This window comes from Hoeflea sp., from assembly GCF_984452065.1.
Genome location: NZ_CFHWAF010000124.1, coordinates 1 through 13,153, shown reverse-complemented (window position 1 = coordinate 13,153; position 13,153 = coordinate 1). Strand labels below are relative to the sequence as shown.

Genomic DNA, 13,153 nt, shown 5'->3' with positions numbered 1-13,153 from the left:
CTTCGCATCGGTGATCTGGCACATGACGTCGATATAATGGACGCCGCAGTCGACAATCGGCGAGGTCGATTTCATCAGTTGCTTGTGGGTTTGCCAGGTCTCGCCGCTCGATTGCTGATTGAGGTTCATACGGAACACATAAGGCCCGCCCAGTGCGCGGGCCTCGGCAATCAGCCGCACCCAGGACGGGTGATGGCGCAATATGTAGCCGACAACGAGCTTGCGGCCATTGGCCCTGGCGCAATCGACCACCGCGCTGGCGTCGGCCACCGTTGTTGCCAGCGGCTTCTCGATAAACACATGGCTGCCGGCTTCCATGGCGCGAATGGCGTATTCGGCATGGCTGTCGGAATAGGTGTTTATCGACACGGCCTCCGGCTCAAGGGCTTTCAGGGCATCATCGAAACCCTGTTGGAACCCGTAGCCTGAAAGGGCGTCCGGCAGCACGATCTTCGACCGGTTGACCAGCCCGACGATCTCAAACCCCGGGTTCTCGTGATAGGCGAGGGCATGGCTGCGTCCCATTTGGCCCAGTCCGGCGACAAGAACACGCACCGATCGATCCGTCATTTGACTGCTCCTGCTGTTATGCCGCGTATGAGCTGGCGCGAGAAAATCACATAGAGGACAAGCACCGGCAGGATCGCCAGCGAAAGCGCCGAAAGGACCGCATTCCAGTTGGTCACGAACTGACCGATGAAGACCTGGGCGCCGAGAGTGATGGTTTTCGTCTCCTCGGCCGGCGCGAGGATGAGCGGGAACCACAGATCATTCCAGATCGGGATCATGGTGAAGACCGCGACCGTTGCCATGGCCGGGCGGACGAGCGGGAGCACAAGGCGCAGGAAGATGCGGTACTCCGAAAGGCCGTCGATGCGTCCGGCATCTTTGAGATCGGCCGAGAGCTGGCGCATGAATTCCGACAGGATGAAAATCGCCAGAGGCAGGCCCTGGGCCGTGTAGACAAGAATGAGTGCCGTCAGCGTATTGACCAGCCCGCTTGCGACCATCAGCTTGAGGATCGCCACGGTTCCAAGGCGGATCGGGATCATGATGCCGAGCGCCAGGTAAAGCCCCATCAGCGCGTTGCCGCGGAAGCGGTATTCCGACAGCGCAAAGGCGGCCATGGCGCCGAACAGAAGAACAAAAAAGAGCGATGCGACCGTGACGATCAGGCTGTTCTGGAAATAGAGGGCAAAATCGCCCTGGGCGAGAACGGTCTCATATCCGATGAGGCTGAAGGTCTCGTCGTCCGGCAGCGACAGGGGCGAGCGGAAAATTGCCTTCCGCGATTTGAACGAGTTGATGATGATGACGACCACGGGAAAAAGGGCAATGACCGTATAGGCCGCCAAAATCGCGTGGGCTGCAACGGACCGCGTGACCGAGTTGGTTGCTCTTGCCATGACGGTCCGATCCTAGAACTGATAGCGGCGAAGCCGCGTCTGGATGCCGAACAGGTACAATGACACACCGGTGAGAATGATCAGGAACATGACCGAGGCGATTGTCGAGCCCATATTGGGATCGCCCACCTGCAGCTGGAAGCCGAAGAATGTCCGGTAAAGGAACGTGCCGAGGATGTCGGTCGCGTAATCGGGACCGGCCAGCGCACCCTGTGTCGTATAAATCAGATCGAACGCATTGAAATTACCGACAAAGGTCAGGATGGAGATGATCCCGATCGACGGCAGGATCAACGGCAGCTTGATCTTCCAGAACTGGCTCATGCCGGTTATGCCGTCGCATTCGGCCGCCTCCAGAACCTCATCCGGTATCGACAGGAGGGCCGCGTAGATCAGCATCATCGGAATGCCGATGAACTGCCAGACCGAGATCAGGCTGAGTGTCGTGAGCGCATATTCGGTCTTGCCGAGCCAGGGCGCAAAGAGGCTCTTTAAACCGATGGCGGCGAGCATGTCTGGCGCAATGCCCCAGAGCGGGCTGAGGATCAGCTTCCAGGCAAAGCCGACAATGACGAAGGAGAGGATTGTCGGCACGAAGATGGCGGTGCGGTAAAAGACCGAGAAGCGCAGTTTCGGGCTTGAGAGCAGGGCGGCAAAAAGGATCCCCAGCGGGTTCTGCACCAGCATGTGGATGATGAAGAACCAGCTGTTGTTGAAGAGCGCGTTCCAGAAGGATTCCGACCAGCGCGGGTCGCCAAAAAGTATGCGGAAATTGTCGAAGCCGACAAAGACCTGCTGCTGGTCGACTTCACGAAAAAGCGAAAGCTGCAATGTGCCGAACAAGGGCAGGATCATGATCGCCGTATAGACAAGAACGGCAGGTGCCAGGAACACGGCGATATGCCAGCGAACCGGCTTTCTTGTCTGTTCGGCCTCGCTCATGGTCGTCCCCGGTGACAGGATGAACCGGGCCGGTTGGAAGCCGGCCCGGTCACGGTCTTACTTATGGTTCTCGTACCAGCTTGAGAGGCCGTCCTGAAGGCGTTTTGCCGCGTCGGCCGGCGCTTCGGTGCCGCGGATCACATTGGCGGATGCGTTCCACGTCTCGTTCTCAAGGTTCGGCGTTCCGCGCGACAGGATCTGGTAGGTCGAGCGGATGGTCGAGTTGCACTTGCCGCGCCAGGACACAAATTCCTGGGCCAGCGGATCGTCCATCTCGACCGCGTGGTCGGAGAGCGAAAAGAAACCCGGCAACGCGTTGGCGTAAAGCGAGGCGAACTCGTCCGAGCCGACCCAGTTCAGGAACGTCTTGGCGGCTTCCGGATTGGTCGTCTTCGGGTTCATGCCGATGGCGATGTCGGTGTGATCCGAAATGTAGCAGTCGTCGCCGGCATTGCGGACCGGCGGCGGGAAGGCGCCCATCTTGAAGTCGGCAAGATTGTTGAAGCCGGAGATTTCCCACGAGCCCGCCGGATAGACGGCGGCGCGGCCGAGTGTGAACATGTTCTGGCTGTCGGGATAGGTCTGGGCCTCAAATCCGTCACCCAGATAGTCCTTCCAGCGGGCCAGCGTCTCATAGGGCTGGACCCATTGCTCGTCGGTCAGTTTCTGGTCACCGTTGATGAGCGCCAGACGGCCTTCCTCGCCCTTCCAATAGTTGGGCCCGATGTTCTGATAGCCCATCGTCGCGGCTTCCCACTGGTCGTTCGTGCCCATGGCCATCGGAACGTAATTGCCGTCCTCCTTGATCTTGTCGAGCGCGGCAAAGAGCTCTTCTTCGGTCTGGGGAACCGCGAGGCCGAGTTCGTCGAAAGCGTCCTTGTTGTATATGAAGCCGTGGATCACCGATGCCATCGGCACGCAGAACTGCACCGAGCCGTCATCCGTCGACCAGCCGGATTTGGCGACGCTGGAAAAGTTCTTCATCCCCTCAAGATCGGTAACCGGCGCCAGGTGGCCGTCTTCGTAGAGCGCCAGCGATGCGTCGAACGGCCGGCAGGTGATGAGATCGCCGGCCGATCCGGCTTCAAGTTTTGAGTTGAGGACCGCATTGTATTCGGCAGGCGCCGAGGGGGTGAATTTCACCTTTATACCGGGATGTTTGGCTTCAAAGGCCGGGATCAGCTTGGTCTGCCAGATTTCCAGATCGTCGTTGCGCCAGCTTTCGATGGTCAGCTCGGCGTCCTGTGCAAAGGCAAAGCCCGTGCTGCACAGAAGCGTCGACGCCAGAAGCAGACCTTTGATTGATTTGCTCTTCATGGTTTTCTCCCAGTTGTTACGCCGTCGAGGCGTGTTGCTCTTCAGGGGCTGAGCCCTGATCAAGTGCGGTCAAGGCCGACCGTACATTTCCGTCATGGGCATCAAGCAGAGCCCGCGCCTCTTTCGTTCCGGCGGCGCTTTGATGCGGGCTTTCGGTCGTCGTTCTGCGCATCGCTTCCTCCAAGGGTTTAATAATGCCAAAAAAATACCAATTGTCCAGCAATGCGGTAGAAAAATTAACCATGTTTTCCAGGCGCTTCTAATTTTGGCTTTAAAACAATGCATTGCATTGCATTGCTCAAAAAATATCTCTGCAACCCTCTTGGTTAATGGTATTTTATTGGTATTATACGGTCAGGGAGTTTGAAATGACCGCGCATGTCATCGGAATCGACGGTGGTGGGACAAGTTGCCGGGCCGCTCTGGCAGATCCCGGGGGCGCCGTCGTGGGCAGGGGCCAAAGCGGTGCCGCCAATATTCTGACCGACATCGATGGCGGTGTTCGTCATATTGTCGAGGCGGCGCAACGTGCCTGTGCGGATGCCGGCCTTGGCGAGGCGCTTTCATCCATCGACGTTCTGCTCGGCCTTGCCGGCGCCAATATGGATGCCAGCGTGGATGCGGTTCGCGACAGGCTTCCTTTTCGCCGATGTGAGATCGAGAGCGACGCGCTGATTGCCGTCCACGGCGCGCTGGGCAAGGCCGACGGCGCCGTCGCGATCATCGGCACGGGGTCGGTGTTCGCCGCCAAGCAGGGGCTGTCGGTTCGCACCATTGGCGGCTGGGGCTTCGTCGTCGGTGACCAGGGCAGCGGTGCGGCGCTGGGACGGGCGTTGATGAGGCAGGCTCTGCTTGCCCATGACGGCGTCAGGCCGGCGTCGGAGGCGGCCGAGCGGCTGATGTCCGATTTCGACGGTGACCCGCAGAAGATTGTGGCGTTCGCGCATGGTGCGCTTCCGGGCGCTTTTGCCCGTTATGCTCCGCTTGTTTTCGACCATGCGCAAGGCGGGGACCCGGTTGCCGTGGCGATCATTGTCGAGGCGGCAGGCCATATCGATGCGTTTCTCGACGCGCTGCCTGGCGCGGAGCTGGAGCGCATTTGCCTGCTCGGGGGGCTGGGCGCGCGTTACGAGCCGTGGCTGGCCGAAAGGCACAGGGCGCGTATCGTTCCGGCATCGGGCGACGCACTGGACGGTGCCGTTCGGCTCGCCTGCGATCGGTTCTTTGATGGCGGCGGCGATCATGTCTGAGCGTTTTCACACGATTTTCGCGGGCGAGAATGCGCTGGCGCAGGGTAGCGGTCCACTCTATCTGAAGCTGCGCAACCGTGTCGAAAAGGCCATCAACGAAGGCCTGCTTGGTGACGGCGACGCCTTGCCCTCGGAACGGGATATCGCCGAACTCGCCGATGTGTCCCGGGTCACGGTGCGCAAGGCGGTTCAGGATCTCGTCAAGGACGGCGTCCTTGTTCAGCGCCATGGATCGGGCACCTTTGTTTCGAAACCGGTGGCCCGGGTCGAACAGCCGCTGTCGCGGCTCACATCCTTTACCGAGGATATGACCCGGCGCGGGTGGCGTGGGCGATCCGAGTGGCTGACGCGCGGCCGGTTCGCACCCTCGCCGGAGGAGATGGTCTCGCTGGGGCTTGCGCCGGGCGATGAGGTCAGCCGCATCGAGCGGCTGCGCATTGCGGACGGGATGCCGCTGGCGATCGAACGGGCCTCGATCTCGACGCGGTTGCTGCCCGACCCCGATGCGGTTGACGTTTCACTTTATGCGGTGCTCGATGCCCATGGAAACCGGCCGGTTCGCGCCCTTCAGCGTATTTCCGCGACCAATCTGCGCACTGAAGATGCCGAGCTTCTCGGTGTCGAACCCGGTGATGCGGGTTTGCGGATCGAGCGGATATCCTATCTTGAATCGGGGCGGGTGGTGGAGTTTACCCGCTCGCTCTATCGCGGCGATGCCTATGATTTTGTCGCTGAACTGACAATCGGGAAGAGCTGACATGGCTTCGCGCCTGCCTCACCGCGCCGGAGGGACATCGTGACCAAGATGCGCATGGAGATCGAGGAGATACCGGATGCAGCGCAAAGGCTGCTGGATGGTCTGTCCCCGGATCTCGAGGGGATCGGCCGCTCCCTGCGCCGGCGTGACCCGGGTTTTGTCGTCTCCGTCGCGCGGGGGTCGTCCGATCACGCGGCCGCGTTCCTGAAATACGCCATCGAATTGCAACTGGGTCTCGCGGTCGCATCGATCGGGCCGTCCGTCGCCTCGATCTACGGTGCACGCCTGCACCTTGAGAACGCGCTCTGCCTGTCGATATCGCAATCCGGGCAAAGTCCCGATATCGTTGCCCTGCAAAATGCCGCGGGGCAGGGCGGCGCGCTGACGATGTCGCTGACGAACAGCGCCGGTTCGCCGCTTTCCGAAGGCAGCGATATCCGCATCGATATCAGGGCAGGCACCGAATATGCCGTGGCGGCGACAAAGAGCTATGTCAATTCGATCATCGCGGGGCTGCTGGTCGTTTCGGCCTGGTCGCAGGATGCGTCTCTGAACCGCGCGCTCAGGCAGTTGCCGGAGCATCTGAGCAGGGCCGTTGGCCTCGAATGGCCATCGATCTTTCCCGACCCGCAGGCCGTTCGGTCGCTTTACATCCTTGGCCGCGGCCCGGCGCTGGCCATCGCCCATGAGGCGGCGCTCAAATGCAAGGAAACCTGCAATCTGCACGCCGAGGCCTATAGCGCGGCCGAGGTGCTGCACGGTCCCGTGTCGCTGGTGGGGGGCGGTTTCCCGGTTCTGGCGTTAACGGCCCGGGATGCGGCGGAGCCATCCGTGTGCGAAACAGCGGACCGGCTGGCCGATGATGGCGCTTTGGTCTACATCACCTCCGAGCGCGCAAAAACCGCTCGCCGGCTGCCCTTTGTGGCAACCGGTCATCCGCTGACGGATGCCCTCGCACTGATCGTGCCGTTCTACAGGTTTATTGAGAGGTTGGCGCAGACAATCGGGCTTGATCCGGACAGACCTGAAAAACTGAGCAAGGTGACCGAAACCACATGACGCAGAAGGCAGCGATACAAGCACCGGTCATCTTCGACGGCTCGACCTGGCATTCACAGGCCGCGCTTGTCCATCAGTCCGGAACGGTGTTGGGGGTGTCGCCGGTTTTACAACTTCCCGAAGACGTCGCGCTGACGCGGCTTGAGAGCGGATTTCTGGCACCGGGTTTTGTCGATCTTCAGGTGAATGGCGGCGGCGGCGTCCTGCTCAACGACGAGCCGAGCGTGGATGCCATTCGGACCATATGCACAGCCCACAGCCGGTTCGGGACAACGGCATTGCTGCCGACATTGATCACCGACACGCCGGAGATGACGGAACGGGCGATTGCCGCCGCCAAGAACGCTGCGGAGCAGGAGGTCGCCGGTTTTCTCGGCCTTCATCTGGAAGGGCCACATCTTTCCGTCGAACGGCGCGGCGCGCATGATGCCGGGCTGGTGAGACCGGCGGGCGCAGACGACGTGGCAAGGCTGCTGGATGCGAAAAAAAAAGGTATTCCGCACCTGCTTGTCACCGTCGCTCCGGAAGCTGTCACGGCGGATCAGGTACGCCTGCTAAGTGAAGCGGGTGTCAAGGTAAGTCTCGGGCACAGCAATGCCGATTGCGCGACCGCACGCGAGATGATCAGGGCCGGTGCGTCCCTTTTTACCCATCTGTTCAATGCCATGAGCCCTCTTGGCCACAGGGAGCCGGGCATGGTCGGTGCGGCCTTGTCCGAACCCTCTGCTTTTGCCGGCCTGATTGCCGACGGCATTCATGTCGATCCGGCCAGTCTCGGCATTGCCATCAGGGGCAAGGCGGGCCCGGGCAGGTTGTTTGTCGTCACGGATGCAATGTCCTGCATCGGCACCGATCAGCGCTCTTTCACGCTGAACGGGCGCACCGTGCACCGTGCCGACGGACGGCTGACACTGGACGACGGCACGCTTGCGGGCGCCGATATCGACATGATCGCTTCGGTGCGGCTTCTGGTTGAGAAGGTCGGGCTGCAGGTTGACGAGGCACTGAAAATGGCCTCGCTCTATCCGGCATGTGCGCTTGGGGCGCACGAGTGCCACGGCCATCTCGGCAAGGGCGCCGCCGCGAACATCGTCCACCTGTCCGATGCGCTTCACGTTGAAAATGTCTGGATCGCGGGAGAGCGTGTCTTCGGTTCCGGCTGAGTGCCGCTCGACTAAAACAGCAGAAGTCCGGGTTCGTCACTGCCGTCGTCTTCTTCCGGTTCGTCGTGACCGGCGTCAACGGTCGCTCCGGGCAAAAAGGCGAAGGCGCCGTCGATCGGGCCGTAGACGCCATCGTCCTGATGAGCGCCGATATTGCTTCCCGCCGGGACCGTGAACCCGCTTTGGTCCGGCAGTTCGATCAACATGGCGATGGCGGTTTTATACGCGGGTGAATCGGGGCCGATGCTCAGATCGGGTTGTACGGATTCGGGATGCGCGAAGCCGGGAGCGCCGGCCTTTGAATTTTCCCCGAGCTCAAAGCCCATTGCTCTGAAGCCGTCGGGGAAATCGCTGTCCTCCGAGAGATCGCCATCAAAAACGATGTCGTAGTGCTCGGCACCCCATTGGCGGGTGAAGTGGTTTTCGAGATCGTCCTTGAGCCATTGCAGGGATGCGGTTTTTCCGAACATTTGGGCTTTTGCCGGATTGCCGAAACCGATCGCATTGTTGAAATGCCTCAATCCGCCGAGCGCGCCCTTGGGAAAGATGCCCTTGCCCTTCCGGTAGTACCAGGAATTGAAAAAGACGTGGATCGGGCCTTCGTTCTTTTGCGCGCCTCCCAGTTTGAAATGCGAGCATTTTGTCCGGTCTCCGGGCTCAGGCAGCATGCTGGGCGGATTGTTGACCCAGCCGAGATTGCCGTAGATGTAGAACCAGCCGGCGCGCTGGAGTTCCAGCGAAAAGGGGCGGTAGCAGTCGGCAAATGTGTTGTGCCGGATAACCCAGTTCCAGGCATGGTCTTCCGGCTCGATGGCATTGTCGCGTATGCGGGTGAATGTGTTGCCCTCGATCAGCACATTGGCCGAGGCGCGGCGGCCGTTGTTGAAGTCGAGTTTTATCGCGTCGACACCCGGTGCAAGCTGATCGATGCGGTTGAAGAAATGGACGGCATTGAAGGCATCCGAGACCGTATTGTCCCGGATGACGATGTTTCCCGCGACATCCCAGGCGCGGAAGAAGTCGCCGTCCCAGGCGCGGTAGTCGCCGTCCGGATCGACCGGTATGCCGTCGGTGTTCTGTTTCGAGCCGTGAACGCGCCGCCACGCGATCGTGTTCCACATCTCGTTGTCATCGCTGATATCCTGCTTCCAGTCGCATTTGCTGACGGTGATATCGCGCGTGGTTGAGCCGTTCGCGCCGATGGCGATTGTTCCCTCGCGGAAACTCAGAGCTTCAAGGCTCATATGCTGGCACTCTTCCAGATAGACGGCGGTCGGCCAGCAGCGCAGGAAATTCACCCCACGCAGGATCACGTGCCGGCAATGGATGAAGGCAAGCGCGGCTTCGTCCGCCGTCTGGCCGACACTCGGATAATAGCCGGCGGCCTGTCTGCGCAGGGCCACCAGATTGGCGTGCTTTCCGTATTTCTTCAGGGACAGCCCGCTGGTGAAGACGGCGCCGCTTTCAGCTTCGATCACGATAGGCGCGCGCGCCGTACCCGCCAGGCCGGTGAGCACCAGCGGCTGCCTGTACACACCCTCTTCAAGGACGATTGTGTCTCCGGCGCGCAGCTTGCGGCAACGTTTGGCGACATTTGATGGATTGGCTCTTTCTACCGCCATCTCGCGACTGACCGTTTTGTCTCCAGATGTTGGCGAAATGTTGCACCGGTGGTGCGGTTTGGCAAGGAGAGGAGGCGGCCGAATGTCCGTTATGGTTACGAGCCGTCAGGAACGGGCGGTCTTTTTATGCTTTCGCTTTCTATTGTGTTGCAGTTGTAATCATATATTGCAATGATCATATATGTGAAATATTTTCGGGTTTAGCGCGATTCGTTTTCGAATCGCCGCTGCTGAAATGAAGCATCACAGGGGCGGATGTGTCCGCTTCCTGGCACCGATACGGTGCAGAACTATTGTTCGGCGATCCGGTGGCGCGTCCTGCTGCCTGATAGCTCGACAAGGGGTAGCTCATCGCGCCGAGCTACCCCTTTTTTATTGCTGCTGCGGGTACCAGTAGCGCGCCTCGGTGGACCCTCTTTCGATCATGACAAAATTGTTTGCAAAAACCCTGTAGGGCGCGCTCCATTCTCCGTCGGGCCACTGCACGCGGATTTGCGCCCGCTCGGCAACTCCCGTTCCCACATGGACAAAGCCGGAATGGCCCGACGCATGGCCGCCGCCTGACTGTATCCGGCGCGAGCGGGTCTCGTTTCCGGATTTCACCACAATTGTGGCGCCGACCGCATTCCGGTTGCCGCCTTCCTGGCTCAACTCGATCTGCAGCCAGTTGCCCATGGGCCGTGGTCCCCATGGTGTCCGGCCGCCCTGATTGTGAAACAGGCTGACCGGCGCTTCACGATTGACCACCAGCAGGTCGAGATAACCGTCGAGATCAAAATCGACGATCGCCGCGCCGCGGCCGCGGCGGTTGAGGTCGATGCCGGCAAGATGACCGGTCTCGACAAAGGCTCCGTCATGGGTGCCAAGAAGCAGATTGTCCGGATCGAAGGACGCAAAATCAGGCATTGCCTCCACATTGCCCTTGGCGATGAACAGGTCCAGCTGACCGTCATTGTTGACGTCGGCGAATTCGGTATGCCAGCCCGTCGAGGGTTTGTTCTCCGATCCGCTATAGGGCACATGTGCCGTCGCGCCCCGTTCATAGGCGATGTCGCGGTAGACGGGCCGGCCTTCCTCCGCCTCCTCGTCAAGTGTCTGCAGCTTGGTGTCGCCCATCGATGTCAGGGCGTATTCGGGATAGCCGTCGGCGTCGATATCGCCTTCGGCGATGCCCATACCCCAGATGCTGACGCGCCGCCAGCCATCGGAGCGGCGGTAGAGCCGCGCCGGTTTGCCGGGGTCGACCCGCCACAATTGTTCTTCGCCACCCCTGTAATAGTGCCGGTCATTGGTGATGCGAAGTGCCGGAGTGCCGGACCGGTTCCAGTCGGTGAAGATCATGGACAGGGCACAAAAGCCCGGCGTCAGTGCAGCGGGTTCGTCATAGCTCAATTGCCCGCTGCCCGAAGGCCGAAGCAGCACATTGTCGTGGCAGGTGCCCCAGGGCGAGCCCGGTGCGGAGCGGTCGACATAGTTGCCGAAGGCCAGGGTGGGAAAGGGGCTGCCGGCCTCGAATGTCGCGGCAAAGGCGGTCGTCCAGGCCCGCCCGCCGTCGATTGCAAGGTCCCTGTTGGCCGGTTTGAACGTGCAGTCCGGCCCGCCCTTGAGGACGATGTTGCGCCCGACCCGCAACATGACCACGTCCCTGAAACCGTCATTGTCGAGGTCGAGCGGATAAAGGCCCGTAACGTTCTTGAGGTCGGAACCGTTGACGGACATATCGCGCGGTTCGAAGCGCAATCCGTCTTGAGACTGGCTCTTGTTGACATAGAGCTGAACCGGATCGGTGCCGCCGGCGAGCAGAAGATCGGGATAGCGATCCCCGTTGCAGTCGAACGAGGCGACGCCGCCGCCGACAAAATACTCCCACGGGCCGCGGTAGCTGTGATCGACCCCGGCGGCGACCGCCTGCTCGGTCAGCACCGGCACATCCATTTGCGGAACCGGCGCGGTTTCTTCATCCGACGCTAGAACGGGCACGGTCGCCGCAAGGACGGCGAGGCTTGTGGTGAGCAGGCGTTTGGTCATTGTTTGATCACCAGGGTTTTCAGGAAGGCGATGAGAGCGGTGCGGTCCGGCTCGGCCAGTGCCTGATAGGCGTCCCGGCTCGCCCGTGCATCGCCGCCATGCGCACGTATGATCTCATCGAGTGTCGTCAGGTCGCCGCGGTGGCCGTAGGGCGCGGTCGATGCGATGCCCCACAACTCCGCCGTCATGAAGACGTCGCGGTCGACGAAACGCTGGCCAAGCAGTTCGTTGCCGAGCGCGGATACCTGCTGATCGGTGATCTTGTGACGTTTCAAGTCACCGAAAAGCGGTACGAGAACAGCGCCATTATCATCGCGCGGCAGATCCTTTGCCCAGTCGAGCAGCGCGAGATCGTAAACCGCGCCGTCCGGTGTCTCGCCCTGCCGCAGCGTTCCGGCGGCATCGAACGGGCCGGGGTCGGAGAACCGCAGGCTTTCAAGCGGCAGAGCCGGTCGATGGCAGGTGCCGCAACCGAGTTCGCCGAAGATGTTTTCACCGCGGCCGGCGCGTTGGCGCCATTCCACATTCTCGGGCCGAACCTGCTCGGGCGGCTCGCGTGTCGCCTGCCAGGCGACGAGGGCCGACACGTCAACCGGGCTCATTTCGTCGGCAACCTCGTCGCCGTCGAAATCGTCCGTGCCGGTCCAGCGGCTTCCAAAACGCTCGACCGCCTGGATGCCGTGGTGATGGTTGAGGGCGTTGACCGTGAACTGCCGGAGCGAGCCGATGACACCCTTCTGGCTGAAGGGTCGAATGACAAGGTCCGTATCGATGCCGTCAATTCCGGAAAGATCCACCGTGCCGTCCGGATAGGCGGTGATCGTTCCGAAATCGATGTCCTTGGCGATAAGGTCTGCCGTGACGGGTTCCTTGTCTTCCCGGGCCTTTCTCAGCGCCTCGTTTCGCTGGCCCTGCAATGTTGCGGTCATTTCGCGGGCAAGAAGCTCGATCAGGCCCGCACCCATCAAATGGTTGGTGTTGCGTTCATTGGAGAATTGCGGGTCGGTGGTGTCGAAATCGGCGTTGGTGAAGCCTTCGGACACGAAGACATTGGTGACAAAATCACCGGCGCCGCCGACAATGGGATCGTTGTGGCATGAGGAGCAGGCATTGGCGTCGCTGCCGGGCAGGCGCTGAAAAGACTGAGGGGATGCGCGCTTGCGCCGTGTCGGGATGATGGCCTGCGTCGCCATCGGCCGGCCGGCGCCGTCCAGCGTCGTGAACTTCGCCGTAAACAGAGCATCTCCGCGGGCGACGAGTTCCTTAAGGAGCGGAAGGGTCAGGGTGCCGCTGTACCTGGCCGAATCCGGCGGGGTCCCGATGGTGCGCTCCGACCAGGGTTGAAGGTCCTGCGTGTTGGCGAGCGATGTCGCCGCAAGCACAACCAGGCTGGCCGCCAATAGCCGGCTAGAGCGCGTTGTGATTAGATTGATGCATTTGATGGCGGAAAATCGGTTCACTCGGCAAGGCGCGTCGCGCAGCGCGATGCAGAGCATCGGGCAAGCGGCGCAACGCTGCCGATGGGCCGATTTGCCGCCACCCCTGAAAGGACGATCGTGTTGAAATTCAGAGATGAACGGGCCGGGCGATTTTGCCCTCTGACCGCGTT

General features: G+C 61.1%; 12 protein-coding genes. 5 read left to right on the top strand and 7 right to left on the bottom strand.

All coding sequences use genetic code 11. The features are described from left to right. The 4 genes from AC5E6N_RS19080 to AC5E6N_RS19065 all read right to left on the bottom strand — a co-directional run. Positions 1 to 570: Gfo/Idh/MocA family protein (locus AC5E6N_RS19080; protein ID WP_491749303.1), on the bottom strand; the 570-nt coding region annotated here is incomplete at its 3' end. Continuing rightward, entirely contained in the window at positions 567 to 1,406 is an 840-nt protein-coding gene (locus tag AC5E6N_RS19075) for a carbohydrate ABC transporter permease (RefSeq protein ID WP_491749302.1), read from the bottom strand. The genes AC5E6N_RS19075 and AC5E6N_RS19080, both read right to left, overlap by 4 nt. A gap of 12 nt (positions 1,407 to 1,418) precedes the next feature. After that, positions 1,419 to 2,348 (bottom strand): carbohydrate ABC transporter permease, encoded by a 930-nt coding sequence (locus tag AC5E6N_RS19070; RefSeq protein WP_491749301.1) that lies wholly within the window; start codon positions 2,346 to 2,348, stop codon positions 1,419 to 1,421. Positions 2,349 to 2,405: 57 nt separating this feature from the next. After that, the gene (locus tag AC5E6N_RS19065; RefSeq protein WP_491749300.1) at positions 2,406 to 3,665 is read right to left on the bottom strand and encodes an ABC transporter substrate-binding protein; all 1,260 of its coding nucleotides are present in this window, start codon (positions 3,663 to 3,665) and stop codon (positions 2,406 to 2,408) included. A gap of 94 nt (positions 3,666 to 3,759) precedes the next feature. Here AC5E6N_RS19065 and AC5E6N_RS19060 point away from each other — a divergent pair, with 94 nt between their 5' ends. The 5 genes from AC5E6N_RS19060 to nagA are packed head-to-tail and all read left to right on the top strand — an operon-like array spanning position 3,760 to position 7,894. After that, positions 3,760 to 4,032, top strand: a complete 273-nt coding sequence (locus tag AC5E6N_RS19060) for a hypothetical protein (protein WP_491749299.1) — start codon at positions 3,760 to 3,762, stop codon at positions 4,030 to 4,032. A 1-nt stretch (position 4,033) separates the two neighbouring features. Next, positions 4,034 to 4,915, top strand: a complete 882-nt coding sequence (locus AC5E6N_RS19055) for a glucosamine kinase nucleotide-binding domain-containing protein (RefSeq protein ID WP_491749298.1) — start codon at positions 4,034 to 4,036, stop codon at positions 4,913 to 4,915. Continuing rightward, positions 4,908 to 5,672 (top strand): GntR family transcriptional regulator, encoded by a 765-nt coding sequence (locus AC5E6N_RS19050; protein WP_491749297.1) that lies wholly within the window; start codon positions 4,908 to 4,910, stop codon positions 5,670 to 5,672. The genes AC5E6N_RS19055 and AC5E6N_RS19050 overlap by 8 nt, the downstream gene beginning before the upstream one ends. A gap of 48 nt (positions 5,673 to 5,720) precedes the next feature. Further along, positions 5,721 to 6,731, top strand: coding sequence for an SIS domain-containing protein (locus AC5E6N_RS19045; protein WP_491749304.1), 1,011 nt, complete (start codon positions 5,721 to 5,723; stop codon positions 6,729 to 6,731). Next, positions 6,728 to 7,894, top strand: coding sequence for an N-acetylglucosamine-6-phosphate deacetylase (gene nagA, locus AC5E6N_RS19040; RefSeq protein ID WP_491749296.1), 1,167 nt, complete (start codon positions 6,728 to 6,730; stop codon positions 7,892 to 7,894). The genes AC5E6N_RS19045 and nagA overlap by 4 nt, the downstream gene beginning before the upstream one ends. Before the next feature lie 11 nt (positions 7,895 to 7,905). Here nagA and AC5E6N_RS19035 read toward each other — a convergent pair whose 3' ends face one another. The 3 genes from AC5E6N_RS19035 to AC5E6N_RS19025 all read right to left on the bottom strand — a co-directional run bounded on the left by AC5E6N_RS19035 (position 7,906) and on the right by AC5E6N_RS19025 (position 12,944). Continuing rightward, positions 7,906 to 9,516: a right-handed parallel beta-helix repeat-containing protein gene (locus AC5E6N_RS19035; RefSeq protein ID WP_491749295.1), complete on the bottom strand. Its 1,611-nt coding sequence runs from the start codon at positions 9,514 to 9,516 to the stop codon at positions 7,906 to 7,908. 372 nt (positions 9,517 to 9,888) lie between these two features. Continuing rightward, on the bottom strand, positions 9,889 to 11,544 hold the full coding sequence (locus tag AC5E6N_RS19030; protein WP_491749294.1) for an FG-GAP repeat domain-containing protein: 1,656 nt from the start codon (positions 11,542 to 11,544) through the stop codon (positions 9,889 to 9,891). Next, positions 11,541 to 12,944 (bottom strand): di-heme oxidoredictase family protein, encoded by a 1,404-nt coding sequence (locus AC5E6N_RS19025; RefSeq protein WP_491749293.1) that lies wholly within the window; start codon positions 12,942 to 12,944, stop codon positions 11,541 to 11,543. Before AC5E6N_RS19025 ends, AC5E6N_RS19030 begins: the two co-directional genes overlap by 4 nt. Positions 12,945 to 13,153: the final 209 nt, after the last annotated feature.